A 24,749-nucleotide genomic window follows, 5' to 3' on the forward strand; every position below is an offset into this window, starting at 1 on the left:
AACTGGGGAGGTGACGATGGACAACGAAGTCAGGAGTCCGCAGACCAATCAGGATCGGAGCGAGAGCACGGCCACCGATCGGCGGACATTGCTGCGCACGGCAGGTCTTGCCGGCGCTGCGGGAGCGGCGCTCGCGGGCTCCATGCATGGCAAATTCTCGCTGGCGCCGATCAGCGAAGCGCAGGCGCAGACCGCGCCGATGCCGAAGGGGACCGACAAGCCGTGGTGGCCGTCGAAATGGGGCAAGGACGACGAGGCCGGCGCGTCCAACCACATCACGCCGGAGAAGGTTCTCGACGCCGTCAAATGGATCAAGGACGGCAGGATCTACAAGATCGGCCGCGTCTACGAGAGCGCCATGCCGCTGTTCGGTGCACGCGTGTTTGCGCTGCGGATTCCCGGCAGCCCGACCGGCGGCCCGTTCGGGGACAACCGGCTGGTCTATCATGACGAGTTTCTCGCCACCGAGATCGGCCAGACCGGCACCCAGTTCGACGGCCTCGGCCATATCGGCATCCAGCTCGGCAAGGATGGCGACAAGAGCGAGATGAAATTCTACAACGGCTTTTCAGCGCTGGAGATCAGCGACGCCTACGGCCTCAAGAAGCTCGGCGTCGAGAAGTTGAAGCCGCTGTTCACCCGCGGCCACCTCATCGACATGGTCGGGCTCAAGGGCGGGATGATGGACGCCGGCCAGGAGATCACCACCGCGGACATCAAGGCGGCCCTGCAGAAGCAGAACATGAGCGAGGCCGACATCAAGCCGGGCGACGCGATCTTTTTCCACACCGGCTGGGGCTCGCTGTGGATGAAGAACAATGACCGCTTCAACAGCGGCGAACCCGGCATCGGGCTGGAAGCCGCCCGATGGGTGATCGAGAAGGATCTCGCGCTGACCGGGGCGGATACCTGGGCCGTCGAGGTGATCCCCAATCCCGACAAGTCCCTCGCCTTCGTGGTCCATGCCGAATTGCAGACCAAGCACGGCATCCACAACCACGAAAACCTGGTCTTCGACGAACTGATCGCCGCGAAGAAATACCAGTTCGTCTATTCCTTCACCCCGTCGCCGATCAAGGGCGCCACGGGAAGCAACGGTTGCCCGATTGCGATCACGTGATCGGCCGCGGCACGACGCCACGGTCTCGACCGTGGCGTCGGCGGTTCGGTGGGTGGACGGAGAAGGGCGGATTAGCCGAGCGTAATCCGCCCTTCTCCGTCTGGAGGGGCGGCGGATATTATTCCGGCTAACTAACTAATCCGACCTACTCGCAACTAAATGGTAGTTCCAGAACGGGCTGCCACTGGTTGTGATTGAAAGGCATTTTTGATGAGCCGCGCTTCATGAGCGCAGGGGCATCTTACGTTGTCCGGCGCGATGGAGTTGGACTACGCCTTGGGTTGATTTGCCCTACGCAGTTTGTCTCGTTCACCGCCAGGTTCGGGTGGCCCGTGACAATACGCGATGGCTAGTAAATGGGTCAGTCAGAACTGTCGGGCTCGACATCGCTAAAAGCGTGATATGGATATTCGCGAATCAGGCGGGCGATTTCTTCTGCGGGCGCATTGAGAAGTTGCTGTTGCAGAGGCGTCAGCTGCATCCGATCGCAAACTCCAATTTCGGCATCCACCCGCCCCTGGTAAAGGATCTTTCCGCCGGTTTGACCAATTCTACTTGTATCTCTGACCGGACCGCCGCCGAACGGATGCGCATTGTAAGTGATCATCCCTACGGGCCACTGCGGCGGGCCCGGTTGGCATCTAACGTCGCACCATTCGTGGTACAGGATGAATGCTTTTCGGTCGCCAGCTGACCGAGGCATCCTGCTCCGCAGGACTTCAACATCCTTCAAGACTATAAGTAACACGGGGTGATTGTCTTTGGCGTCGGACAGATTGCGCGCCGACGCTAAGCGTCCGCGAAATACGAGCGGCCCAAGATACTCCAATGCTTCCCGCGCCTCAGCGTCCTGCCGTCGCTTTTGTGCATCGCCATCCTTGCGACTGAAATTCCACCAGCGCGGCTTGGCGCAATCGAGCGCGTCTGCGCCGCTTGGGCACGCTAGCAAGAAGATCAATAGAATGACAAAGACAAGCGAACGCATCAGGTCGGCTCGATTGCAAGGCTGCTTACGTTAGAGCGCTGACCCGCCCGGGGGCAAGCTGTTTCGGGGCATTTGCGCCTTCCGTGCCCAGCAAGTAGGGCGGATTAGCGGAGCGTAATCCGCCGTTCTTCGTCGTGAAGCGCGGCGGATTGCGCCCTACGCTTTGTTGTCGTCCGCGTCACCAGATCGGAGGCTCGGGTGTGCGTTGAAGCGATGCAGGAGGGAGTGTCTTTTCATATTGCTCCAAATAGTCCGCCAGCGGTTGTGCGGTGCCCGTGATGCGTAGCTCAAGCGTATCTCTGTCGACGATGATGGGCGCGTTTCCAGCAAGCTGTGCCGAAAGATTGCCCTCGTCCAGATACTCGTTGGACTGGTAGAAGAATATCCAGCCGTAGGGCTTTGCCATGGTGAGTTCGCGCTGTATGCGAGCCTGTCCCTCGGATTTAAGGTCGACCCACGTCGTTGCCAGTGCTGCTGCCTGCTTGAATTCCACCGTGTCGCGGTCCATTGGCCAATGAGAAGCTTCGCCAGTTCACGGTATCCGATGAACGGCGAGGATCATCAGCCAAGTTCCCATCGCCGACAAGGCGGTCACATCCACGACGAGCCAAATTTTTCGATGGCTTGAGCGGGTCGATGTTTACGGCCGGCTAAACCCGCCGCGCTGCACGCCGAGACTGTCCGCCTAACAAAGGGAGATCCTCATCAGGCGCTGCCAATGTCTTCTGAAAAACGTTATTCGCTTGACAATTTAGCCAAATCAGCATTATTGTTCCCGCCATCCCGTTGCACGGTAGGGGACGGTTCGCGGTCGTCACGGACGTTGGCAGCGGGAAGCGGTGGACGCGGGGTGGCGGCGTGCTGTTGGCACGGACGAACGTTTGCCTCGCGGACGGTGAAGGCGTGTGGTTCTGATACTCCGACGCTAGTATCAACGTTGCGACGACGCTCACGCGTCGCGCGGCGGATGGTGGCCAGAAAGCCCGCGCACCAGGAAGAGCACGCTATAGCCTGTTAAAGCCATCGCGTGGGGAAGGCCGGGCGTTCTCGGCCAGACCTGTGGTACCTGCCGCCTGCATTTTTTTGAGCAGGCGGGCCACGGGCGCGGCCAGCGCCCGGCCTTCCCTGCGCCCTCCATCTGGAGAGGGCGGGAGTTGGAGCATCACTCGGGCGCGGAATGCGTCGCGAGGCGGTGGATGCTCGTTCCCGATCGACGCGATGCTGTTTGAGATTGTGGAGATGATGATGCTGCTGGTGCGGTGCGCCGGCAGGGCAGGGCGTGTCGCGACATTTGCCGTTGTGTCGTTCGCTCCTTCGGGGGCCTCATGGTTCGAGACGCGCCGCACGCGGCGCTCCTCATGAGGGTCGAGGTCTCGCCGCGATGACGGTCGGCTCCCCTCCCCCTTGCGGGGAGGGGTTGGGGGGGGGGTCTCCGGGCGAGGAGCTCTGTTGGGACGCGCCTGATGGTTCGTCCCAGGCGGTGATGCGGAAGTGTGGCGGCGAGGTGGTGGGCGTGAGAGTGGGGGCATTGCGCGAGTTGGTCTTGGCTGATCGAAGCAGCGGGACTCGTGGACCCCCACCCCCGACCCCTCCCCGCAAGGGGGAGGGGAGCCGACCACCGGTGCGGCAAGGTGGATGCCTATTCCGAGATGACGCATGAAAAAGGCCGCGCTGGGCGCGGCCTTTTTTGGAGTTCGGAGGGTGGAGGCGCTGGCCAGCGGCTACTTCGCCGCCGGGCCGATCGAGACCTTCAGCGTGCCGACGCCGTCGACGCCGCATTCGATCTTGTCGCCGGCCACCACGGCCGCCACACCCGCCGGGGTGCCGGTCATGATGATGTCGCCGGCGGCGAGCTCGACCTGCTGGGAGAGCTTCCAGATGATCTCCGGCACGTTCCAGATCAGCTCGGAGAGATCGCCGGCCTGGCGCTCGGTGCCGTTGACCGACAGCCAGATCTTGCCCTTCGCGGGGTGGCCGATCTTGGCCGCGGGCACCACGGCGGAGCAGGGCGCGGAATGGTCGAAGGATTTGCCGACCTCCCAGGGGCGCTGCATCTTGCGCGAGGCGAGCTGCAGGTCGCGGCGGGTGAGGTCGATGCCGACGGCGTAGCCATAGACGTGGTCGAGCGCCTTGTCGGTCGCAATGTTCAGGCCGCCGCTCTTCATCGCGACCACCAGCTCGACCTCGTGATGCATGTCCTGGGTCAGCGGCGGATAGGGGATGACGGCGCCCTCGGGCGCCAGCATGTCGGCGTGCTTGGCAAAGAAGAACGGCGGATCGCGCTCGTCATTGCCCATCTCGCGGATGTGCTCGAGATAGTTGCGGCCGACGCACCAGATGCGGCGGACGGGAAACACGCCGGCTTCGCCTTGGACGGGCAGAGAAGGCTGCGGGAAGGCCGGGATGACGGTGGAGCTCATGAAAGGTCTCGATGCGGTGAAATGGGCTTTTCAGGACGTCGCGGTCATGGGGATGACGTTTGGCCCCATGTCGCGCTGTTGCAGGCGGAAGAACGAAGCATAGCGGCCGCCACGGCGCAACAGATCGTCATGCCGGCCGCGCTCGACGATCTCGCCGGCCTCGACCACCAGGATGGCGTCGGCGTTCATGATGGTGTGCAGGCGGTGCGCGATGACGATGGTGGTGCGGTTCTGGCAGAGATGCTCGATCGCCTCCTGCACCTGGCGCTCGGACTCGGAGTCCAGCGCCGCGGTGGCTTCGTCGAGCAGGATGATCGGTGCGTTGCGGATCAGCGCGCGGGCGACCGCAATGCGCTGGCGCTGGCCGCCGGAGAGCTGCGTTCCGTGCTCGCCGACCGGCGTGTCGTAGCCGAGCGGGAAGCCCATGATGAAGTCGTGGGCGCAGGCGGCCTTCGCCGCCTCGATGATCTCGGCCTCGGTCGCGCCCGGCTTGCCGAAGGCGATGTTGGCGCGGATGGTGTCGCGGAACAGATAGACGTCCTGGCCGACATAGGCGGTCTGCGCGCGCAGGCTCCGCCGCGACACTGCCGTGATCGACTGGCCGTCGATCAGGATCTCGCCCGCGGCGATCTCGTGGAAGCGCAGCAGCAGTGCCAGCACGGTGGACTTGCCGCCGCCGGATGGGCCGACGAGCGCGGTGACCTTGCCGGGCTCGGCCACGAAGCTCATGCGCCGAAGCACCGGCTCGTTGTCGCGATAGGCGAAGGAGACGTCGCGCAGCTCGATCTTGGCGTCGCTGAGCTTGAGCGCCGGCTTGTCGTCGTCGGGCTGCTCGCTGGCCGGGCTGTCGACCACCTCGAGCAGCATGCGGGCGCCGACCAGCTGGCTGTTGAGATCGATGTTGAGCCGCGCAAGACGCTTGGCAGGCTCGGTCGCCATCAGGAAGGCGATCATGAACGAGAAGAACTGGCCCGGCGTCGCGTTGAGCGCGACCACCGAGTAGCCGGCATACATCAGGCAGCCGGCGACGGCGAAGCCGCCGAGCATCTCCATCAGCGGATTGGAGCGGTTGGAGACGCGGGCCATCTTGTTGGCGTTGCGCTCGACGACCGCGATGTTCTCGTTGATGCGCGCTCGCATCGTGTCCTCGAGCGTGAACGCCTTGACGGTGCGGATGCCCTGCAGCGATTCCTGCATCGTCTCGAGGATGTCGGCGGTGCCGGTGAACTGGTTGTAGGCGAGGCCCTTGATGCGCTTGACCAGCTTGCGCAGCACCAGCATCGCCGGCGGCACCACGACGAGGCCGAGCAGCGACATCCAGGGATCCTGCATGACCATCACGCCGATCATGGCGATCAGGGTGACGAAATCACGCCCGATGGCGTTGATCAGCATGTTGAGGATGTCGGTGATCGACTTGGCGCCAGAGGTGAGGCGGGCGAGGAACTCCGAGGAATGGCGCTCGGAGAAGAAGCCGACGCTCTCGTTCATCAGCTTGGCGAACAGCTGCCGCTGATTGTTGGCGAGGATGGCGTTGGAGATCTTGGACAGGATGACGGCGTAGCCGTAGGTGGTCACGCCCTTGACGAACAGCAGCAGCACGGTGACGCCGGAGAGCACGACGATACCCGGGATGCTCTTCTCGACATAGGCCTTGTTGATGACCTGGCCGAGCACGTAGGTCGCAGCCGCGCTCGCGCCGGCCGCGACCGCCATCAGCGCGAAGGCGGTGAGGTAGCGCCGCCAATAGACGAGGCCCTGTTCCATCACCAGGCGCCGGACCAGGATCGCGGCACCATAGGGATCGTCGGTGATCTTCTTCGGAAATTCGGCCATTCTGGTCCCTGGCCGCCGGGGCAAATCGCCGGGCGGGCAAGAAGGCTTGCCCGCTCGGGGCGGCTTTTTCAAGCCCCCCGGTGTCCGGCTAAGTCGTTGATTCTACGCTGAGGCCCGCTGCTCTTGGTCGCTGTGGCGTTCCAGGAACAGTTTCTGCTCCCAGGCCAGCGCATGGGCGGCGATGGTTTCCAGATTGTCGTAGGCCGGGGTCCAGTCCAGGAGCGACCGGAGCCGGCCGGTATCGGCGACCATGCTCATGATGTCGCCGGGGCGGCGCGGGGCGGTTTGCACCGGAATGGCGCGGCCGGAGACGCGGCGGACGGCCTCGATGGTCTCGAGCACGGAATAGCCGCGGCCATAGCCGCAGTTCAGCGTGGTGGAGGCGCCGCCGGTTCGCAGATAGGCCAGCGCGGCGCGATGCGCCTGGGCGAGATCGCAGACATGGATGAAGTCGCGGATGGCGGTGCCGTCCGGGGTCGGATAGTCGGTGCCGTAGATGTCGATCTTGGCGCGCTGGCCGGTCGCGACCTCCATCGCGATCTTCATCAGATGCGTCGCGCCGACGGTGGCGAGCCCGATGCGTCCATGCGGATCGGCGCCGGCGACGTTGAAGTAGCGCAGCGCGACGTAGTTGAGATCGTACGCGGCGGCGGTGTCGTGCAGCATGATCTCGGCCATCAGCTTCGAGGTGCCGTAGGGCGAGGTCGGCCGCGTCGGCGCGCTCTCGGGCACCGGAACCTGGTCCGGATTGCCGTAGACGGCGGCAGTGGAGGAGAAGATGAAGCGGCTGACGCCGCGCTTGACCGCCGCGTTCAAGAGGTTGCGCGTCGTCATCGTGTTGTTGCGGTAGTACAGCAAGGGATCGCGCACCGATTCCGGCACCACGACGGAGCCGGCGAAGTGGATGATGCTGTCGACGCCATGCTGGCTGATGACGCCGTCGACGAGATTTTCGTCGCCGGCATCACCGATGAACAGCGGCACCTCGCTGGGCACGAAGCCGGAGAAGCCGGTCGAAAGATTGTCGATCACCACGACGCTTTCGCCGGCTTCCGCCAGCGCCAGCACCATGTGGCTGCCAATATAGCCGGCGCCGCCGGTGACAAGTACGGTCATTGTTTGACGCGATCCCTGCTTGTTTTGCGGCAAACTAACGCCCGCGAAATGAAGGACCTGTTGCGGGGGATCGCGAACTGGCGGCCGTGCTGAATGTTGCGTATAGGGGATCGTTAAAATTGGAGTCGATGGTGCAAGCCGAGCCGTTTTTCGCTGGAGATCTCGACGTCATCGTGCCGAACCTGCACCGGCGCTACTCGGGTGTGACGGCGACCAACCGCATGGTGGCGCCGAAGTTGGCGAAGCTGGTGCGCGCGGCGTGGCTCGGGACCTATGCGCCGGAGGGGATCGCGCGGATGCGCGCGGGTGATCTTCTCAAGGTCTGGGGCCGGCGGAGGCCGTTGATCTGGCACGCGCGTCGCAATGACGAGATGATCGTCGGCGTGCTTCTGCGTGCGCTTGGCTGGCCGTTCAAGCTGGTCTTCACCTCGGCCGCGCAGCGCCATCACAGCTGGATCACGCGCTGGCTGATCCGCCGCATGGACGCGATCATCGCGACCAGCGACATCTCGGCGTCCTACCTGAAGCGCGAAGCGACGGTCATCACGCACGGTGTCGACACCGAGGTGTACAAGCCGCCGGCCGATCGCGCCTTGGCGTTTGCCGAAAGCGGGCTACCCGGTAAATACGCGATCGGCTGCTTCGGTCGCGTCCGCGCGCAGAAGGGCAGCGACGTGTTCGTCGCCGCGATGTGCCGGCTGCTGCCGCGCTATCCGGATTTCTCAGCAGTGCTGGTCGGCGCGGTCACCCCGGAGCAGCTGCCGTTCGCGAGCGAGCTGAAGAAACAGATCGCGGCCGCGGGCCTCGAGACGCGCATCGTGATCACCGGCGAGCTCGACATCGCGGACGTGCAGCGCTGGTACCAGCGCCTGACGATCTACGCCTTCACCTCGCGCAACGAAGGCTTTGGCCTGACCCTGATCGAGGCCATGGCCGCAGGCGCCGCGCTGGTCGCCGCGCGTGCAGGCGCCGCCGAGATCGTAGTCGAGGAGAGCGTCACCGGGGAGCTGGTGCCGCCGGGTGATGTCGATGCGCTCGTTGCCGCGCTGGAGCCGCTGCTGCGGGATCCGGAGGCGGCGCGCGTGATGGGTGAGAAGGCGCGGACGCGCGTGGTGGAGAAATTCAGCCTCGAGGCCGAGGCCGAGAAGATCGCCGCGGTCTATCGTCGGCTGGTCTGAGCGATGACCTCAGTGACGAACGCATCGAGGTCGCCGCCGGCGAACAGGAAGCCGGGCAGGCCGGCCGCCTCGGCGGCCGCGATGTCGGACGATCGGTCGCCGATCACGAAGCTGCCTTCGCGCCTGATAGGCCAGTGCTGCATCAGGTCGAGGATCATCCCCGGCGCTGGCTTGCGCCAGGGATGCTCGCGCAGATATCGCTCGACGGAGCCTCTGGTATGGTACGGGCAGTAGCGGATGTCGTCGATCACGGCACCCTGCGCCGCCAGCTCCGCCCGCATCCAGTCGTGCAGGCCGAGCACGTCGTCCTCGCTGAACAGCCCGCGCGCGACGCCGGACTGGTTGGTGAACAGGAAGACGTGATAGCCGGCCTCGTTCAGCCGCCGGATCGCCGGCACCACGTTCGGCATCCAGCGGATGCGCTCCGGCGAGCCGATGTAGTTGTCGTCATGATTGATGACGCCGTCGCGATCGAGGAACGCCGCCGGCTTGAGTTGAGCCGTCGTCATCTAGCTCGCGTCCCGCATCAACGCCGCCTCGATCGCCTCGCAGATCCCATGCGCTGTGGCGAGATGGATCTGCTGGATCAGCGGCGTATCGTCGCTCGGCGCGACCAGCAGCTCGTCGCAGAACTCGCCCATCGAAAGTCCCTTGGTCCCGGTGAAGCCGACCGTGACCAGCCCGCGCTCGCGCGCCTTGCGCAGCGCGTTGAGGATGCTGGGCGAGCGGCCGGAGGTCGAGATCGCCAGCAGCACGTCGCCACCAGTGCCGAGCCCCTCGACCTGGCGGGCGAACACGTGATCGAAGCCGTAGTCGTTGCCGATCGCGGTCAGCGCCGAAGTATCGGTGGTCAGCGCAATCGCCGCCCAGGCTGGTCGCTCCTGCTTGTAACGGCCAACGATCTCGGCGGCGATGTGTTGCGCGTCCGCCGCGCTGCCGCCATTGCCGATGATCAGGAGCTTGTGGCCGGCGCGCAGCGCCGCAATGATCATCGCCGCGATCCGGCCGGCGCTGTCGAGCAGCGCGGCATCACCCGCGGCACGCTCCATCGCTGCGTGGGAGCGAGCGAGATGGCTTGCGATCAGGTCTTGCGGTGCTTGGGTCACGATCACGGCTCGGGCTGCGATGAGGGCGGTGTAGGGGGCGCGATGCCCAAGTGCAAGCTAGGGCGTGACCGGGATCGCCGCATCGGCCAGAACCCGCTGGGCGATGGCGGCGACATCGGTCGCCGGAATGTCGCGCATGCAGCGATGGTCGTTCATGCGGCAGACCGGCCGATGGCACGGCTGGCAGGGCACCTCGGTCTTGGTCTGGACGGTCGCGGCAAGGCCGTTGAGCGGCGCCCAATGGTAGGGGCTGGTGGGGCCGAAGATGCCCATGGTCGGTGTGCCCAGCGCTGCCGCGATGTGCATCAGCCCCGAATCGTTGGAAATGGCCACGCCCGCGGCGGCCATGGCCAGGATGCCGTTGCGCAGGTCGGTGCCGGTCAGGTCGCGGACGCCGGAACCCCCGGTGGCGACGATGTCGGCCGCCAGCGCCTTCTCGCCGGGACCGCCGACCACCCAGACGTCGAGGCCGGCGTCGAGCAGCAGCCGGGCCGCCTCGCCGTAGAACGGCCAGCGCTTGGCGGCGCCGACCGAGCCGGGCGCCAGCGCCACGGCGGGGCGGCTTCCGAGGCCGTTGGCCTCGCGCCAGCGCGCGACGTCCTCGGCCGGCACCCGGAGCTGCGGGACCGGCCATTCCGGCGGCAGCGGCGCGCAGTCCGGCAGGGCCAGCGCGGCGTTCTTGTCGATGAAGCGGGGCAGCGCCTTCTCGCCCCAGCGCCAGCGGTTGAGCAGCCCGAACCTGATCTCGCCGACGAAGCCCACCCGCTCGGGGATGGCGGCCAGCGCCGGCGCCAGGGCCGATTTCCAGGTCCGCGGCATCACCAGGGCGGTGCGATAGTGGCGTTCGCGCAACATGCTGGCGAGATGCCACTGCTTGGCGAGCGCCAGCCGGCTGCGCGGCAGATCCCAGACGATGCCGGAGCGGACGCCGGGCATGTAATCGACCAGCGGGGCGCATAGCGAGGTCACCAGCAAGTCCACGGGGCGATTCGGCCAGCGCTCCTTGAGCACCCGGACCACGGTGTGGCCGCGGACGAAGTCGCCGATCCACATATAGGGGATGATCAGGACCGGGCTGGTGTCGTCAGCATCCACCGCGATCTTGGCCGAATTTGCATTCATTCTTTGTCTGCCTGGCTGCGGGCCGCTGGTACCCTCTCGGCCGCCGCAGGTAAAGTGGCCGCGTCGGCCGTCACCAAAGCGCTTACACTTTGCCGCCGCATGCGCTACGCGAAGGCCTGGTTGTTCGGGGATCAGGGACGGGTTGCGCAATGTTGCTGGTGACCGGCGGCGCCGGGTTTATCGGATCGAATCTGGTCGCGGCGCTCAACGATGCCGGCCGAACCGACATCGTCGTCTGCGACACGCTGGGCAGCGAGGGCAAGTGGCGCAACCTCGCCAAGCGGCAGCTGGCCGACGTCGTGCCGCCCTCGGATCTGGACGTCTGGCTGAAGGGCCGAAGGCTCGACGCCGTCCTGCACATGGGCGCGATCTCCGCGACCACGGTGGTCGACGGCGACCTGGTGATGGAGCGCAACTTCCGCAGTTCCTTGCGGCTGCTCGACTGGTGCACGGCGAACACCACGCCGTTCATCTACGCCTCGTCGGCGGCGACCTATGGCGACGGCGCCCAGGGCTTCGTCGATGATCCCTCGCTCGCAGCACTCAAGACGCTCAGGCCGATGAACCTGTACGGCTGGAGCAAGCATCTGTTCGACACCGCGATCGCGGCGCGCGCCGAGCGCGGCGAGCGGCTGCCGCCGCAATATGTCGCCTTGAAATTCTTCAACGTGTTCGGTCCCAACGAGTACCACAAGGGATCGATGATGAGCGTGCTGACGCGGCGCTTCGACGACATCAAGGCCGGGCACACGCTGCAGCTGTTCAAGTCGCATCGTGAAGGAATTGCCGACGGCGATCAGCGCCGCGATTTCATCTATGTCGATGACGTCGTGCGCGTGATGCTGTGGTTGCTGGCGACGCCCTCCGTCTCCGGGCTGTTCAACGTCGGCACGGGGCAGGCGCGCAGCTTCAAGGACATGATGCTCGCAGTCTATGCCACGCTCGGCGCAACGCCCCGGATCGTGTACGTCGACATGCCCGAGGCGATTCGCGGCAGCTACCAGTACTTCACCCAGAGCAAGGTCGACCGGCTCTTGGCCGCCGGCTACAACGGCGGCTTCACGCCGCTCGAGGATGCCGTGGCCGGCTATGTCCGAGACTATCTCGATTCCGCCGACCGCTTCCGCTAGACGAATTGGTTCTGACCACTGCACCCGAGACTGCCGCTGATGTTCGACTTTGACGATCTCTCGCAAGCGATCGCCCGCCAGACGGTGCTGTGCGTCGGCGACCTGATGCTGGACGAGTTCGTCTATGGCGAGGTGTCGCGGATTTCGCCCGAGGCGCCGGCACCCGTTCTCGCCGTTCAGCGCAGCGAGACCAATATCGGCGGCGCCGGCAATGTCGCGCGCAACATCGCCGCGCTGGGCGCGCGCTGCATCTTCGTCGGCCTGGTGGGGCAGGATGCGGCCGGCGATCAGCTTCAGGCCGAGCTCGCCAAGGTCGCGGGCATCGAGAGCGTGCTGGTGCGCGATCCCACGCGGCCGACGACGCGCAAGGTCCGCTTCGTCTCGGAGCATTTCTCCACCCACATGCTGCGCGCCGACTGGGAGCGCGCCGCGCCGGCAGCCGGCGATATCGAGCAGAAGCTGATCGATGCGATCCTGCCGCTGCTGGCGCGGGCCGACATCGTGCTGCTGTCGGACTACGCCAAGGGGGTGCTGACCGCGCGCGTCCTGCGCAACGTGATCGATGCCACGCGCAAGGCCGGCAAGCGGGTGATCGTCGATCCCAAGAGCGCGAATCTCGCGATCTATCGCGGCGCCAGCGTGTTGACGCCGAACCGCAAGGAGTTTTCGGAGGCGACCCGCAGTCGCGCCGAGACGGAGCAGGAGATCGCCGCGGCTGCGCAGGATGCGATCTATCTCGCCGATTGCGAGGCGATCCTGGTGACACAGAGCGAGCGCGGCATGACGCTGGTGCCGCGCCAGGGCGATCCGGTTCACGTGCCGGCCTATCCGGTCAAGGTGCGCGACGTCTCCGGTGCCGGCGATACCGTGGTCGCCGTTCTCGCGGTCACGCTCGCGGCGGGCGCCGTGTGGGAAGACGCCTTGCGGATGGCGAGCGCCGCCGCCGCCGTGGCGGTCAGCAAGCAGGGCACGGCCAGCGTGACTTCGGCGGAGCTGCGCCGCAAGATTCTGCCGCATGCGTATCGGGCGGCAGAAGAGAAGATCATCGACAACGACGGCGAGCTCGCAGCTCGTGTCGCCGCGTGGCGCGGCGAGGGGCTGCGCGTCGGCTTCACCAATGGCTGCTTCGACATTCTGCATCCGGGCCATGTGAAGGTGCTGACGGCGGCGCGGGCTGCCTGCGACCGCCTGGTGGTCGGATTGAACAGCGATGCATCGGTCAAGCGGCTGAAGGGGGAGAGCCGTCCGGTGCAGGACGAGCGCGCCCGTGCGGAAGTCCTGGCCGCTCTCGAGGCGGTGGACATTGTCGCCATCTTTGCGGAGGACACGCCGCTGCGCCTGATCGAGATGGTCCGGCCGAGCGTGCTGGTCAAGGGCGGCGACTATACGCGCGAGCAGGTCGTCGGACACGAGGTTGTCGAGGCCGGCGGCGGCCAGGTGATCCTGATCGACATTCTCAGGGGACACAGCACGACGGCCCTGGTCGACCGTGCCCGGAGCGAGGTCCGATGAGCGCGCTGGCAGGTCATCCGGGGCCGGCGCTGCTGGCGCGCCGTTGGCGCGACCCGGCAGCATGGCGAACCACAGGTGACGTCGTCGCCATCCTGCTCGCCGCCGCGCTGCCCTGGTCGACGTCCCTGGTCTCGATTCTCGGCGTGGTGATGCTGATCACGATGGTGCCGTTCCTCGACCTGAATCGGTTGCTGCAGATCCTGAGGCGGCCGATCTCATGGGCGCCGATTGCGCTGTTCGTGCTGGCATTGGTCGGAACGCTGTGGTCCGACGTGGCGTGGGGGGCACGGCTCTATGCGGTCGGGCCGGCGGCCAAGCTGTTGGTGCTGCCGGCGCTGTTCTATCATTTTCAGCGCTCCGAGCGCGGCCTTTGGGTCTTCACGGCGTTTCTCGTCTCCTGCGTGCTGATGGTCGTCATGTCCACGGCGGTTGCGTTCAATCCTGCGCTGGCGCTCAAGGCCAATGCCGATCGCGGCATCTTCGTGAAGAACTACATCGACCAGGCCCAGGAATTCTCGCTGTGCGCGGTGGCGCTCGCCTATCCGATCGCCCAGCTCGTGCGCGCTCGCCGGTTCGGCGCAGCCGTTTTCCTCACCGCGATCATGGCCGCCTTTCTCGCCAACATGATCTTCGTCGTCGTTTCGCGCACTGCGCTGGTGACGATCCCGATCTTGCTCGGCGTGTTCGGCCTGATCCACCTGAAATGGCGGGCCAACCTGCTGATCGCGGTCGGCGCGATCCTGATCGGTCTGGCGGCGTGGTCGGTCTCGCCGCAATTGCAGAGCAGGGTTGCGACGTTCACGACGCAGTATGAGGCCTACAGGAACGACCATGGCATCACGTCGGTCGGCGAACGGCTGGAGTTCTGGCGCAAATCGCTGCGCTTTTTCGCCGATGCTCCGCTGATCGGACATGGCTCGGGTTCGACGCGCCATCTGTTCGAACTGGCCGCGAGCGGGCCTTCCTACGTCTCCTCGAGTCAGGTCGTCGGCAATCCGCACAATCAGACGCTCAATGTCGCCGTGCAGTGGGGAACGGTGGGGATCATCATTCTCTACGTCATGTGGGCGGTCCACCTGCTGCTGTTCCGCGGTGACGGTTTCGTTCCCTGGATCGGACTACTCGTCGTCGTGCAGAACATTTTTACGTCGCTGTTCAACTCCCACATCTTCGATTTTCACGAGGGATGGATGTACGTGATCGGTGTCGGGGTTGCGGGCGGCATTTTGCTGCGGTCGAAGTCGGAGCCCGAGGGAGTGCGGGGGTCCGCTGTCGCATGACGCGTTTGTCTCAACTGACCTCCCGAAACCTCCTGATCGCCCTGCATGACCTGCTGGTCAGCACCACGGCGCTGTTCGCTGCATTCTATATCCGTTTCGAGGGCGCCAGCACATTCTGGGAGCGGGTGCCGCTGCTCCTGCAGCTGTTGCCATATTTCATCGTCTTCAGCTTCGTCGTGTTCTATTTCTCTAACCTTCTCACCACAAAATGGCGGTTCATCTCGCTGCCGGACGCGCTCAACATCGTGCGCGTCGCAACCGTGCTGACGCTTGCGCTTCTGGTGCTCGATTACATCATCGTTGCACCGAACGTCCGCGGTACGTTCTTCTTTGGCAAGCTCACAATCATCCTGTACTGGTTCCTGGAGATCTTCGCGCTGAGCGCGATGCGTTTCGCCTACCGCTATTTTCGCTACACGCGGGTACGCCGTCACGCTAAATCGGAGGACTCGGCTCCGGCGCTGCTGATCGGCCGCGCGGCGGATGCCGAGGTCGTGCTGCGCGGTATCGAGAGCGGGGCGGTCAAGCGCATTTGGCCTATTGGCGTTCTCTCGCCCTCCACAGCCGATCGTGGCCAGCTCATCCGCGGCGTTCCGGTGTTGGGCGGGATCGACGACGTCGAGGATGTTGCTGCCGATTTTGCCCGGCGTGACCGGCCGATAGCGCGTGCTTTGATGATGCCGACCGCGTTCGAGCCCGACTGCCATCCGGAGACGTTCCTGATGCGCGCACGCCGGCTGCGGCTGATCGTCAGCCGGCTGCCATCGCTGGAGAACGGCGATGCGCCGCGGCTGGCCCCGGTGGCCGTCGAGGACCTCCTGCTGCGGCCGAGCCAGAAGATCGACTATGATCGACTGGAGTTGCTGGTGCGCGGCAAGGCGGTGGTCGTCACGGGGGGCGGTGGCTCCATCGGGGCTGAGATCTGTCAGCGCGTCGTAGCCTTCGGCGCTTCGCGGCTGCTGATCCTGGAAAACTCGGAGCCAGCACTTTATGCAGTCACCGAGGCGCTCGCGGTGGACCGCGAGGCTATTGTGGCCGTCGAAGGTCGCATTGCCGACATCCGCGATCGTGACCGCGTGTTCGCACTCATCGGTGAGTTCAAACCAGATCTCGTGTTTCACGCCGCCGCCTTGAAGCATGTGCCGATTCTCGAGCGCGATTGGAGCGAGGGCGTCAAGACCAACATCTTCGGCTCGATCAACGTGGCCGATGCCGCGGTGGCCTCGGGCGCCGAGGCGATGGTGATGATCTCGACCGACAAGGCGATCGAGCCGGTCTCGATGCTCGGCCTCACCAAACGTTTCGCCGAGATGTACTGCCAGGCGCTCGACCGCCAACTCGCGGAGCGGCCGGTGGGCCGGCCGCCGATGCGGCTGATCTCTGTGCGGTTTGGCAACGTGCTGGCGTCGAACGGCTCGGTGGTGCCGAAGTTCAAGGCGCAGATCGACGCCGGCGGCCCGGTGACGGTGACGCACCCGGACATGGTGCGCTACTTCATGACCATCCGCGAAGCCTGCGATCTCGTTATCACCGCGGCGTCGCATGCCCTGGCGCCGCAACGGCCGGACGTCTCGGTCTACGTACTCAACATGGGTCAGCCGGTCCGCATCGTGGAGCTGGCCGAGCGCATGATCCGCCTCTCGGGCTTGCAGCCGGGCTACGACATCGAGATCAAGTTCACCGGCATCCGCCCGGGCGAGCGGCTCAACGAAATCCTGTTCGCGAGCGAGGAACCGCCGGTCGAGATCGGCGTGGCCGGCATCATGGCGGCGACGCCGAACGAGCCTCCGATGCAGACGCTGAAGGCGTGGATCGCGGCGCTCGACCAGGCCATCACGCGTAATGATCCGGTCACGATCAAGTCGGTGCTGAAGGATGCCGTGCCCGAGTTCGGCTCAAGCGCCGCGTGAGCGCGGTTGCGAGAAGCGCCGCATCAGGTAAGCCACCGCGCCGAGGCCGATCACGAGCAGAATGGCGTCGGCGGCCGTCGAGCGCAGCCCGATCGAGACGCTGGCGAGCACGGCGAGAGCAATATTGAGGGCGAACACCTCGCCGACGACACGCGTGACGGCAAAGCCGTTGTCGGTGGCGCGCTGATAGAAATGGGTGCGATGCGCCGCCCAGAACGGCTCGCGCCGGGCCATCCGCCGGAGCAGCGTGAAGGTGGCATCGACGAGATAATACAGCGGCAGCAGCAGCGCCGCAGCGATGTATCCCTGCCACGCCAGGGAGAGCAGGCCCCAGCCCAGCAGCAGCCCGATCGGCAGGCTGCCGACGTCGCCGAGAAAGACTCTTGCGACAGGACGGTTGAAGGGCGCAAAGCCGAGCATCGCGCCGCAGAGCGCTGCGGCGATGGCGGTCGCCGGCCAGGGCAGCTCACCGGAGATGCCGAACATGACCAGCGTTGCCGTGATCGGCACCGTCTCGGCCACGGTCATCAGGTCGAGCCCGTCCATGAAGTTGACGAGGTTGACGAACCAGAGGCCGGCGATCAGCAGCAAGGTGCGCTCGGCCAGCAGCGGGATCGGAAACAGCCGAAGGTCATCCGGAGCGGCGAACACGACCAGGCCGACCGCGAGCCCCTGCAGTACGAAGCGCGGCAGCACCGGGATCGGCCTGATGTCGTCGACCAGGCCGACCAGCGCCAGCATCGGCACGGCAATGAACAGCATCAGGATCGGCGCGAAGCCCATCACGGACGCGAACGCGCCACCGACCACCAGCGTCGCGCCGACCACAGCGATCCCCGCGCCCTGCGGGGTCGGGATCTTGTGTGACGAGCGGGCGTTCGGCCGTGCCAGCGCGTAGCGTTGCAGCAGCGGGCGGAGCAGCACGATCAGGACGGCGCACATCACGGCCGCGAGCACGGCGATGGCAACGACAATCGCGGCGGGATCGGCGATCATCCGCGCGCATCCGCGGCCGCAGTGAGGCGATCATAGAGCGCGACCACCGAGCGGCCGATGATCCGCGCAGACAGCTTGTCCTCGACCAGTTGACGAGCGGCCGCGCCATAACGGGCGCGCAGCCCGGGCGAGGTCGCCAGTTGCGCCATGGCCTGCGCCAGCGCGGCTGCATCCTCGATCGGGACGGACAGCCCGGTCTGGCCATGGATCGCGATCTCACGGCAACCGGGCGCGTCGGTGGAGATCAGCGGCCGGCCGCAGGCTGCGGCTTCGAGCAGGCTCACCGGAAGTCCTTCGCGATGGGAAGGCAGCACGGCGATGTGGCAGCGCCGCCAGAGTTCGGTGATGTCCTTGATCTGGCCTAGCAGGGTCATGCCGGCTTCGCGGCGCCAGGCTTCGACCTCCTCGGGCGACACCGAGGCCGGGTTGGCGGGATCGGGAGAGCCGGCGATCAGGAGCTGATAGTCGTTTCCTTGCTGGCGCAACGTGCGGTGAGCTGCGACCAGCGCCCGGACGCCCTTGTCGGTCAGCAGTCGGCCGGCAAAGCCGAAGGTGATCGATCCGTCCGGCTCGGGCAGGGGCTGGAAGCGCTCGGTATCGACACCGGAGCCTGGGATCAGCGTGATCTTGTCGCCTCTTACACCCATGGCCTGCAGCGCGTCGCGATCGTCCGGGTTCTGCACCAGCACGCAACTCGATGCCCGGTTCATGAGCAGCGGCAGCAGCCTCAGCAGGCCCTGCTTGAGCAGACGCGAGCGCCAGCTCGACGACGTGAAGACATAGCCGAGGCCGGTCATGGCATTGACGACGGGCGTGGCCCGTCCGAGCGCGGCCAGCGAGCCGAGCACGCTCGATTGCAGCCCGGAATGGTGCACGACGTCCGGCTTGATCGCAGCCTCCACGGCGCGGATGGCGCGGATCGTCGGCAGGGCCGTCGACGGCGACAGGCCGCCGCGCCGGAACGGGATCGGGTGCAGGACGAAGCGCTCGGCTTCGATCGCGGCCGCGCCGGCGTTGACGTTGGTCGCGACATGCACCTCGTAGCCGGCCTCGCGCGCTGCACGGGCCATCGGCAGGCGATGCATCAGAAAGGCGAAATCCTCGTTGGCCACGTAGAGCAGGCGGCGCGGCGAAGCGGGGTAGGGCGGGGACATCAACATCAACGGTTCGGGGTTTGAAGGGCCGTATAGGCCAAGATCACCCGGCGCGCGAGCCGTTATATGCGCCAAACCATCTTGGGAGGCGTGCTGCCGCTCGATCCCGCCGGCAGGTCCTTGAATGTAGTGTCGCCAGGGCGGGCATTGTTGGCAAGCTCTGAGCTTCGATCAAGGAGATTGGCGGCGCGTGCGGCCAGCCACAAGAATTAGCGGCGTCGCGCTCAGCAATGCATAGAACCGGAACGCCAAGTGAGCCAAATCTTGATGTGCGAGGCATCGCGCGGCTCCTGTGCAACCGATGTCTCTGTGGGGCGCCGCGCCACCGATTACGGTGAGCCCATCGTCGGCAGCTGGTTCATCCGATGCCGGGTTGCCTCGAATGTCGCGCGTCACAGGGCCTACGGTAATCCCGTGTTGCGGACGCGATCGCGATCGCGAGCCGGGCCGGCGCTGGGCGATGAGGTGCAGCGCGACATCGGTCTCGTTGGCTGCGCAATCCAGACGAGCGCAGCACGGCGCGCTGCGCCGCCCAGGCCCAGGAAGAGCGCGAGCATGTACTGTCCAGCGACATGCCGTGGAGCGGCGCCGCCGCGCGGGCAGCACGCGCCGGAGACGCGCTGTTACCGACAAGCAACACTCGAACGGCGCCGAGTCTGATCATTTCCGCTCGAGAAAAGCCCGAGCTCGGAGATCAAACGCGGCGATCTCCGCCAGTTCACATGAAGCAGGTCGGATCGGCGGCCGTCCTTGTCGAGTAGTTCTGGCCATGAAAGCGCCAGTAGCGAGGACATCGGTGACGAAGTAGCAGCCGTGGGTGAGCGCGAGCTGACAGGCGGGCAACGTATCCGAAAGACGCAAAGCTTGAGGTCGAACCGGCCAAGCGCTTGCAGCGCGCTATGGGCGGTACAGCGAGGTGGGGCCCGACAAGTAGTTGTCGCTGACCCGCAGCATCTGCCAGACCTCCGCAGGCGAAAGGATCGCCGACGCGTAGGTGGACAGCATGACCGGGTTCAGCATGCGGCGCGCGGGGGAACCCCGTGGCCCCATGATCTCGCAGCAGCGGAAGAGAAGGCCGGCCTCGGGCCAGCAAGCTGCCTCTGCCAAAGCTTTTCGGGGTGGGTTCGTGGTCCTATGTCGGCGACCGTGCCGCCGCAGCATCATCGGACATGTCGCGTCAATCGGTCGGGAGTTCCTTGAGCACGTCTTCGAGTGGGCCGAAGGCCCGCGCCCGGCCTCCGTGCAGATAAAGGCCGAGATTGCAGGTCTCGAGCAGCAGGCCGAGATCGTGCGAGGCTAGTACCACAATACCCGACCGTTGCGTGATGTTCTGCAGTCGATCATGGGTCTTCTTGCGGAAATGGGCGTCGCCCACCGCGATCCATTCGTCCATCAGGACGATGTCGCCGTGGACCGAGCACGCGATCGAGAAGACTAGGCGTAGCAGCATCCCGGAGGAATAGGTGCGGATCGGGAACTCCAGATAGTCGCCGAGCTCGGCGAATTCGACGATCTCCGGCACGCGCTCCTCGATCTCTTTTGGGCTGAGGCCCAGGATAAGCCCGCGGGTGCGGATGTTCTCGTATCCGGAAGCTTCGTCGTCCAGGCCGAGGCCGATGTCGAACATCGGAACGTTGCGTCCGACGGTGCGCAAGGAGCCCCGTGTCGGCTCGTAGATGCCGGCCAGCAAGCGGATGAGTGTCGTCTTCCCGGCGCCGTTGTGGCCGACGAGGCCTAGTCGGTCACCCTGCTTCAGGGTGAAGCTGACGTCGTCGAGCGCCTGCACGAACTGAAATGAGCCCTCGCTCTTGGATACGCGACCGCCGACTCGCGACGCGGCATTGATAGCGAGATGCCGAAGCGACCGTGCGCTCGGCGAGGTCACGGGGAGTTCGATGCTGACGTTTTTGGCTTCGATCAGTGTCATCAGATGCTATTCCACACACCTTTCGGAATTTATTTTGAGACGAGTGCAGCGTACTTTGACCAAGCTGCCTTCGACCCAATTGCTTCAGATGCCGAGCGCGGCCAGCTTTGTCGTCAACCGATAACTGGACCGCGTTTGATGGGCAGATACGCGCTGACACAGGTTAGGCCCAGTACACGATCCGCGACCGGTAGCGCGTGTAGATGAAGATCATCGTCACCGTGGCGACGGCGACCAAGCCGATCGTCCCGGCCCAGCTCGCGAAGCTGGGAGCGATTCCCATTAGAGGATCGCGCGTCACCGCGAGCAGATAGGCGATCGGATTGAGCGCAACTACCCATTCGCCACCTTTGATCTGGGACGGCGCCCAGATGATGGGTGAGATGAAGAACAATAGCTGGATGATCGGGATCATGACGGGCGGCACGTCGCGGTAGCGCACGCAGATCATCGAGACGACCATCGTCGTGCTGACGATGAACACATAGACCAGCGCCAGCCCGAGCAGGCCGAGCAGGCTGACGAAGCCGATCGTCCAAGGATAGACTATCCAGATGATCGGGATCACGGTTATGTTATGTAGGAAGATGATCATGTTGCGCTGAACCATTCGCATGATGTGGATCAGGATAGGCATGTCCACGGCCTTGATCATACCACCCGCATTGATCATGACCGAGCAGGATTCGACGAGAGATGACGAGATGAAGTTCCAGATCGTCATGCTAATCATGAAGTGTGGCAAATAGCTCTTCATGTCCGCACCGAGGAAGCGTCCCGCCACAATGCCCATGATCAGCGCCGTGATGGCCTGTGTGGCAGTGATCCACCACGGACCGAGAAGCGTGCGGCGATATTTCGATCGGATGTCGCCGGACGCCAACGCCCGCCAAGTGACGTGGCGCGTAAAGAAGGGGGCAATGTCAGCGCAGCAGCGCGCCCACGAGATGCGGCCTCGATCCGCCACCACCAGCCGCTCGATCGGTCCATCGGTCAAGTCGGTCATTCTGCTACCTCGCGACTGCCGTTAGTATCTGTTCGATCATCAATATTATCTTTTGGCCGCTGCTACGGAGGCGGCTCACCCGGAGATCGCTGGACCATGTTACGCAAGGACTGTCAACCGGTCTGCTGGAGGAGCGGCCTGCGGCTCCAATCGCGTTGAGCCGCTCGCCTGGACGATCCGCGCACCAGCAGTTGCACAGAATTCGGCCACTGCCTTGGAGATAGGCTGATTGCGTTTAAGGATTGGGTCGGCCCAGATCCAGGCTTGGATCACGATCAGGTCGGGATTGTGGACCGCGGGTTCGCTGGAAGGCAGCGCGGGGATATGGGCGAAGGGCTGAAGCGGCCGTGCTTGAAACTGTTGTCGTCTAAGGTGAGCTCGATCCGGTCTTCCGCTGTCGAGACCATTGAAAGTCTCGTTCGCTGGATCGAGCTGGAGCCCGTACCCCGTGAGCTTTCCGGTCAACTGATCAAAGTAAATACTCGTAGGTCCCGCTGCGGCAACGATTGATCAAACAACGATGGACTGCTCGGTGGCTGGCATATCCGCTTTGGTCGGAGGCCAGGCTACGCGCTTATTTGGCGACGTGGTTTATGGCCGAGACGAAAAATCTTGTTGGCAGTGGCGAAAGGATGATTGCGTCTTCAACGGCCGTTGCGTGATCGTTGGGAGTGACCGAATGCACCCGCTGACCGATCACCTACTTGGCTTGGACGTTTTGCGCAGGACGGTCGCGTTCTGGACGCCGAGATACTACCTGGATGGCTTACCGCAATGACGCGAGCGATGAGGCCGTGGATCATCACCCGCTATAGGGGCGAAGAGTGGCCCGTCTGTGTCAGCGGGCTCCAAGAGCGCGTCACAGTCATTGTAAACACCAAACTCGGATTCGGCAAAGCCGCCTACCGTGTCTGGCGCCATGCAGACACCTGCTAGTACCGGCACTTCTGCGTCACGCCGGACGTATCGTGCTCTTGGATTCCGGGGGACGCGGAACATCGCACGGGCGCTTAGTCGGCGAGCCGCGAGGTGCCTGCAGCATAGCAGGATGCGGATTGCGCGTTGAGCCGCGCCTCGGCAAGTTCGACGCGACATGGAGCCGCGGGGCAAGGCAAAAATCGTGGACCTATTCTTGCCCGCGATGGCGCAAGCGGCGGCAGCGCTGCGCATACGACTTCGCGCATCAAAACCTGCTTGCTGAGCAGCGCGACCCTGGCCTCGTACTCGGCCTCGACCGCGAACTAATCCATGTCCCGCAAGGGGGCATGCTGTTCCTTCCACCGCAACATCGAGGTCTTTACTGCTGGACGCAGCTGCGCGCGGGAGGATTGCGCGGCCTCCGTCGCTCTATTTCGCATGATGGCGGAGACGCAGACCGCGGGCCGCTCTGCGGGACTGGCGCGGATGCAGGCTGTGCTGCCGCGGCTCGACACGGCCGATTCAGGTAACGCAGCACCGACCAAGCTCCCGGCGGTCTTGGCTGGGCCGGACTGTCACCCCGGATCCGGCGGCGGCTTATCACCGAGAGGGAGGTGGTGTGCGCGGCGGTTGAGAGCTTTCGAGGCGCTGCACCGAAATTCATGAGGAGGTAATTTTGCGCGGCTTTTGACAGCGACGTTGGCAGGTCTGGGCGCGTTGGTCTCGACGTCGCAACGCGGATCTGGTGCGGCTCGAGTCGCAGCACACAACCTCGTCTGCCTCGGTGGCGAGATCACCGGGCCAGCGATGTAGGCATTGTGGCTATCTCCGTCGTGTCTCACGATATCCTGCCGAGTCGTTTCTCAGAGATCGACGCCCTCGAGCAGGAGGGCAGCGCTGTCCAGTCGGTAAAGCCTCGGCTGCGTGAGCATGAACGCGTGCGGAACTAGTTAGTATCCTCTGTCGATCCAGACGACAGCGCTAGTCGTCACGCGCTCACCGTCCATCGTCTCCGGATTACCGATGGCGTTGTCGCAGGTCACGATGCAGCGCTCGCCGTCCAGGCCGGTCGGGATCATGGAAGCTCAGCGATCGATCATACTCGTCATCGCGAGCTCCATCGCCGGCGGCTCCTGCCCGCGCCGGTAGGATACAAATCGACCCTTAGTTGCTTCTCTGAGATCGACATTAGTGCTTCGGCGCGGATTGGTCGCGGACCTCGAGCGTCGCGGCGACCAGCCTCTGGAGCTTCTTCATCGAAAACTTCTTCCGTAGCCACCGCTGCCCGATCGCCTTGAGCTCGTTGCCGGCGAGCAGTTTGTCGTGAAGCTGTCGTCCTCCTGCGCGAGATCCTACATGGCGCGCGCGGCCAGCGCGGGCAGGTGCCCGAGCGCTGGCGCCGGCACCTTCACGATTCGGAATCTGTCGAGGAGGGGCCTCGGCAAAATTTCGGTCGCGTTGGCTGTGGAAATGTAATTCACTCAGCCGAGGTCGACCTCCGCGTCTAAGGAGCGTTCGGGGCGTCGACTCGACGTCTCACGTTCAAGGAACGGCATCAACGAGTCCCACAAACGGCCGTTGTAGTTGGCGCTCCCGGCCTTCTCTATTTCGTCGATAAGTACGGGCGGTTTCGCCGTGCTGGACGACAGCACGTCGCGAGCCGGCAGGCGGCTGCGACGCCAGGATGCGACGTCCAGCATGGATGCTACTTTCGGTGGCTCGTCGAAACGAAGGTTGACGAAGCCGACCGGCTGCCGGTGGTCGAATGCGCGCGCCTACGGAGCCTCGGAGAAGCCACTCTTGAACCACCGATCTGTGCTTCCGAATTCGAGATCAGGAGTCGTGCACTCCGGCTTGTGGACGCAATATACCGAGTAGACGGTCTCGACCTTGGCGCCGAATGCGAAGATGGCATCCATCGTGATCGGTGCGCCGTCGATCGTCTTCATGCCCATGCCGGGCGCTCCGCAGTTCGGCCAGTGTGGCTTGCGTGCTACAGGCACCTGCACCACCAATTATAGAGGACCGCGATC

General features: G+C 64.7%; 21 protein-coding genes. 6 read left to right on the forward strand and 15 right to left on the reverse strand.

Annotated elements, in window-relative coordinates; all coding sequences use genetic code 11:
• Positions 1 to 16 precede the first annotated feature (16 nt).
• On the forward strand, positions 17 to 1,120 hold the full coding sequence (locus tag ACQR1I_RS09125; RefSeq protein ID WP_434870294.1) for a cyclase family protein: 1,104 nt from the start codon (positions 17 to 19) through the stop codon (positions 1,118 to 1,120).
• Between the two features lie 361 nt (positions 1,121 to 1,481).
• On the opposite strand, the gene ACQR1I_RS09130 is transcribed toward ACQR1I_RS09125, so the two are convergent.
• The 5 genes from ACQR1I_RS09130 to galE all read right to left on the reverse strand — a co-directional run bounded on the left by ACQR1I_RS09130 (position 1,482) and on the right by galE (position 7,477).
• A complete protein-coding gene (locus ACQR1I_RS09130) occupies positions 1,482 to 2,105 on the reverse strand; it encodes a hypothetical protein (protein ID WP_434870293.1) in 624 nt (207 codons plus the stop codon).
• A gap of 178 nt (positions 2,106 to 2,283) precedes the next feature.
• Positions 2,284 to 2,613, reverse strand: a complete 330-nt coding sequence (locus tag ACQR1I_RS09135; protein ID WP_434870292.1) for a YrhB domain-containing protein — start codon at positions 2,611 to 2,613, stop codon at positions 2,284 to 2,286.
• 1,213 nt (positions 2,614 to 3,826) lie between these two features.
• Complete coding sequence (locus tag ACQR1I_RS09140) at positions 3,827 to 4,525, reverse strand: fumarylacetoacetate hydrolase family protein (RefSeq protein ID WP_434871264.1); 699 nt, start codon at positions 4,523 to 4,525, stop codon at positions 3,827 to 3,829.
• 30 nt (positions 4,526 to 4,555) lie between these two features.
• Positions 4,556 to 6,361, reverse strand: a complete 1,806-nt coding sequence (locus tag ACQR1I_RS09145) for an ABC transporter ATP-binding protein (protein WP_434871265.1) — start codon at positions 6,359 to 6,361, stop codon at positions 4,556 to 4,558.
• Positions 6,362 to 6,463: 102 nt separating this feature from the next.
• Positions 6,464 to 7,477 carry a UDP-glucose 4-epimerase GalE gene (galE, locus tag ACQR1I_RS09150; RefSeq protein ID WP_434888721.1) on the reverse strand — a complete coding sequence of 338 codons (1,014 nt, stop codon included), beginning with the start codon at positions 7,475 to 7,477 and terminating at the stop codon, positions 6,464 to 6,466.
• A 128-nt stretch (positions 7,478 to 7,605) separates the two neighbouring features.
• On the opposite strand from galE, the gene ACQR1I_RS09155 reads away from it, so the two are divergent.
• Positions 7,606 to 8,655, forward strand: a complete 1,050-nt coding sequence (locus ACQR1I_RS09155) for a glycosyltransferase family 4 protein (protein ID WP_434871225.1) — start codon at positions 7,606 to 7,608, stop codon at positions 8,653 to 8,655.
• Here the strand turns inward: ACQR1I_RS09155 and ACQR1I_RS09160 are convergent.
• The 3 genes from ACQR1I_RS09160 to waaF are packed head-to-tail and all read right to left on the reverse strand — an operon-like array spanning position 8,637 to position 10,883.
• Positions 8,637 to 9,164, reverse strand: a complete 528-nt coding sequence (locus ACQR1I_RS09160) for a D-glycero-alpha-D-manno-heptose-1,7-bisphosphate 7-phosphatase (protein ID WP_434871224.1) — start codon at positions 9,162 to 9,164, stop codon at positions 8,637 to 8,639. The genes ACQR1I_RS09155 and ACQR1I_RS09160 overlap by 19 nt on opposite strands.
• Complete coding sequence (locus ACQR1I_RS09165; RefSeq protein WP_434871223.1) at positions 9,165 to 9,761, reverse strand: D-sedoheptulose 7-phosphate isomerase; 597 nt, start codon at positions 9,759 to 9,761, stop codon at positions 9,165 to 9,167.
• Positions 9,762 to 9,818: 57 nt separating this feature from the next.
• Positions 9,819 to 10,883 carry a lipopolysaccharide heptosyltransferase II gene (waaF, locus tag ACQR1I_RS09170; RefSeq protein ID WP_434871222.1) on the reverse strand — a complete coding sequence of 355 codons (1,065 nt, stop codon included), beginning with the start codon at positions 10,881 to 10,883 and terminating at the stop codon, positions 9,819 to 9,821.
• Positions 10,884 to 11,032: 149 nt separating this feature from the next.
• On the opposite strand from waaF, the gene rfaD reads away from it, so the two are divergent.
• The 4 genes from rfaD to ACQR1I_RS09190 are packed head-to-tail and all read left to right on the forward strand — an operon-like array spanning position 11,033 to position 16,715.
• On the forward strand, positions 11,033 to 12,013 hold the full coding sequence (rfaD, locus tag ACQR1I_RS09175) for an ADP-glyceromanno-heptose 6-epimerase (protein ID WP_434871221.1): 981 nt from the start codon (positions 11,033 to 11,035) through the stop codon (positions 12,011 to 12,013).
• 39 nt (positions 12,014 to 12,052) lie between these two features.
• Positions 12,053 to 13,525, forward strand: a complete 1,473-nt coding sequence (gene rfaE1, locus ACQR1I_RS09180) for a D-glycero-beta-D-manno-heptose-7-phosphate kinase (protein WP_434871220.1) — start codon at positions 12,053 to 12,055, stop codon at positions 13,523 to 13,525.
• The gene (locus tag ACQR1I_RS09185; protein WP_434871219.1) at positions 13,522 to 14,805 is read left to right on the forward strand and encodes an O-antigen ligase family protein; all 1,284 of its coding nucleotides are present in this window, start codon (positions 13,522 to 13,524) and stop codon (positions 14,803 to 14,805) included. The genes rfaE1 and ACQR1I_RS09185 overlap by 4 nt, the downstream gene beginning before the upstream one ends.
• On the forward strand, positions 14,802 to 16,715 hold the full coding sequence (locus ACQR1I_RS09190) for a polysaccharide biosynthesis protein (RefSeq protein WP_434871218.1): 1,914 nt from the start codon (positions 14,802 to 14,804) through the stop codon (positions 16,713 to 16,715). The genes ACQR1I_RS09185 and ACQR1I_RS09190 overlap by 4 nt, the downstream gene beginning before the upstream one ends.
• Here the strand turns inward: ACQR1I_RS09190 and ACQR1I_RS09195 are convergent.
• The 7 genes from ACQR1I_RS09195 to ACQR1I_RS09225 form a co-directional block, all read right to left on the reverse strand.
• Positions 16,701 to 17,711 (reverse strand): glycosyl transferase, encoded by a 1,011-nt coding sequence (locus ACQR1I_RS09195; protein WP_434871217.1) that lies wholly within the window; start codon positions 17,709 to 17,711, stop codon positions 16,701 to 16,703. The two genes, ACQR1I_RS09190 and ACQR1I_RS09195, sit on opposite strands and share 15 nt — an antisense overlap.
• Positions 17,708 to 18,865: a glycosyltransferase family 4 protein gene (locus ACQR1I_RS09200; RefSeq protein WP_434871227.1), complete on the reverse strand. Its 1,158-nt coding sequence runs from the start codon at positions 18,863 to 18,865 to the stop codon at positions 17,708 to 17,710. The genes ACQR1I_RS09195 and ACQR1I_RS09200 overlap by 4 nt, the downstream gene beginning before the upstream one ends.
• A 1,177-nt stretch (positions 18,866 to 20,042) precedes the next feature.
• Positions 20,043 to 20,792, reverse strand: coding sequence for an ABC transporter ATP-binding protein (locus ACQR1I_RS09205; protein ID WP_434871216.1), 750 nt, complete (start codon positions 20,790 to 20,792; stop codon positions 20,043 to 20,045).
• 163 nt (positions 20,793 to 20,955) lie between these two features.
• Positions 20,956 to 21,798, reverse strand: a complete 843-nt coding sequence (locus tag ACQR1I_RS09210; protein WP_434871215.1) for an ABC transporter permease — start codon at positions 21,796 to 21,798, stop codon at positions 20,956 to 20,958.
• 1,868 nt (positions 21,799 to 23,666) lie between these two features.
• Entirely contained in the window at positions 23,667 to 23,795 is a 129-nt protein-coding gene (locus tag ACQR1I_RS09215; protein WP_434871214.1) for a hypothetical protein, read from the reverse strand.
• 402 nt (positions 23,796 to 24,197) lie between these two features.
• A complete protein-coding gene (locus ACQR1I_RS09220) occupies positions 24,198 to 24,416 on the reverse strand; it encodes a hypothetical protein (protein ID WP_434871213.1) in 219 nt (72 codons plus the stop codon).
• Between the two features lie 75 nt (positions 24,417 to 24,491).
• Positions 24,492 to 24,671, reverse strand: coding sequence for a hypothetical protein (locus ACQR1I_RS09225; RefSeq protein WP_434871212.1), 180 nt, complete (start codon positions 24,669 to 24,671; stop codon positions 24,492 to 24,494).
• Between the last annotated feature and the right edge of the window lie 78 nt (positions 24,672 to 24,749).

Origin of the sequence: Bradyrhizobium sp. HKCCYLS2038, from assembly GCF_051167655.1 — a bacterium.
Taxonomy (GTDB): domain Bacteria; phylum Pseudomonadota; class Alphaproteobacteria; order Rhizobiales; family Xanthobacteraceae; genus Bradyrhizobium.

What these genes read in the sequence shown, in the direction of transcription:
- ACQR1I_RS09125 (WP_434870294.1), top strand. Translation starts at nt 17, where the DNA reads ATGGACAACGAAGTCAGGAGTCCGCAGACCAATCAGGATCGGAGCGAG.
- ACQR1I_RS09130 (WP_434870293.1), bottom strand. Translation starts at nt 2,105, where the DNA reads ATGCGTTCGCTTGTCTTTGTCATTCTATTGATCTTCTTGCTAGCGTGC.
- ACQR1I_RS09135 (WP_434870292.1), bottom strand. Translation starts at nt 2,613, where the DNA reads ATGGACCGCGACACGGTGGAATTCAAGCAGGCAGCAGCACTGGCAACG.
- ACQR1I_RS09140 (WP_434871264.1), bottom strand. Translation starts at nt 4,525, where the DNA reads ATGAGCTCCACCGTCATCCCGGCCTTCCCGCAGCCTTCTCTGCCCGTC.
- ACQR1I_RS09145 (WP_434871265.1), bottom strand. Translation starts at nt 6,361, where the DNA reads ATGGCCGAATTTCCGAAGAAGATCACCGACGATCCCTATGGTGCCGCG.
- galE (WP_434888721.1), bottom strand. Translation starts at nt 7,477, where the DNA reads ATGACCGTACTTGTCACCGGCGGCGCCGGCTATATTGGCAGCCACATG.
- ACQR1I_RS09155 (WP_434871225.1), top strand. Translation starts at nt 7,606, where the DNA reads ATGGTGCAAGCCGAGCCGTTTTTCGCTGGAGATCTCGACGTCATCGTG.
- ACQR1I_RS09160 (WP_434871224.1), bottom strand. Translation starts at nt 9,164, where the DNA reads ATGACGACGGCTCAACTCAAGCCGGCGGCGTTCCTCGATCGCGACGGC.
- waaF (WP_434871222.1), bottom strand. Translation starts at nt 10,883, where the DNA reads ATGAATGCAAATTCGGCCAAGATCGCGGTGGATGCTGACGACACCAGC.
- rfaD (WP_434871221.1), top strand. Translation starts at nt 11,033, where the DNA reads ATGTTGCTGGTGACCGGCGGCGCCGGGTTTATCGGATCGAATCTGGTC.
- rfaE1 (WP_434871220.1), top strand. Translation starts at nt 12,053, where the DNA reads ATGTTCGACTTTGACGATCTCTCGCAAGCGATCGCCCGCCAGACGGTG.
- ACQR1I_RS09185 (WP_434871219.1), top strand. Translation starts at nt 13,522, where the DNA reads ATGAGCGCGCTGGCAGGTCATCCGGGGCCGGCGCTGCTGGCGCGCCGT.
- ACQR1I_RS09190 (WP_434871218.1), top strand. Translation starts at nt 14,802, where the DNA reads ATGACGCGTTTGTCTCAACTGACCTCCCGAAACCTCCTGATCGCCCTG.
- ACQR1I_RS09195 (WP_434871217.1), bottom strand. Translation starts at nt 17,711, where the DNA reads ATGATCGCCGATCCCGCCGCGATTGTCGTTGCCATCGCCGTGCTCGCG.
- ACQR1I_RS09200 (WP_434871227.1), bottom strand. Translation starts at nt 18,865, where the DNA reads ATGTCCCCGCCCTACCCCGCTTCGCCGCGCCGCCTGCTCTACGTGGCC.
- ACQR1I_RS09205 (WP_434871216.1), bottom strand. Translation starts at nt 20,792, where the DNA reads ATGACACTGATCGAAGCCAAAAACGTCAGCATCGAACTCCCCGTGACC.
- ACQR1I_RS09210 (WP_434871215.1), bottom strand. Translation starts at nt 21,798, where the DNA reads ATGACCGACTTGACCGATGGACCGATCGAGCGGCTGGTGGTGGCGGAT.
- ACQR1I_RS09215 (WP_434871214.1), bottom strand. Translation starts at nt 23,795, where the DNA reads ATGATCCCGACCGGCCTGGACGGCGAGCGCTGCATCGTGACCTGCGAC.
- ACQR1I_RS09220 (WP_434871213.1), bottom strand. Translation starts at nt 24,416, where the DNA reads ATGCTGGACGTCGCATCCTGGCGTCGCAGCCGCCTGCCGGCTCGCGAC.
- ACQR1I_RS09225 (WP_434871212.1), bottom strand. Translation starts at nt 24,671, where the DNA reads ATGGGCATGAAGACGATCGACGGCGCACCGATCACGATGGATGCCATC.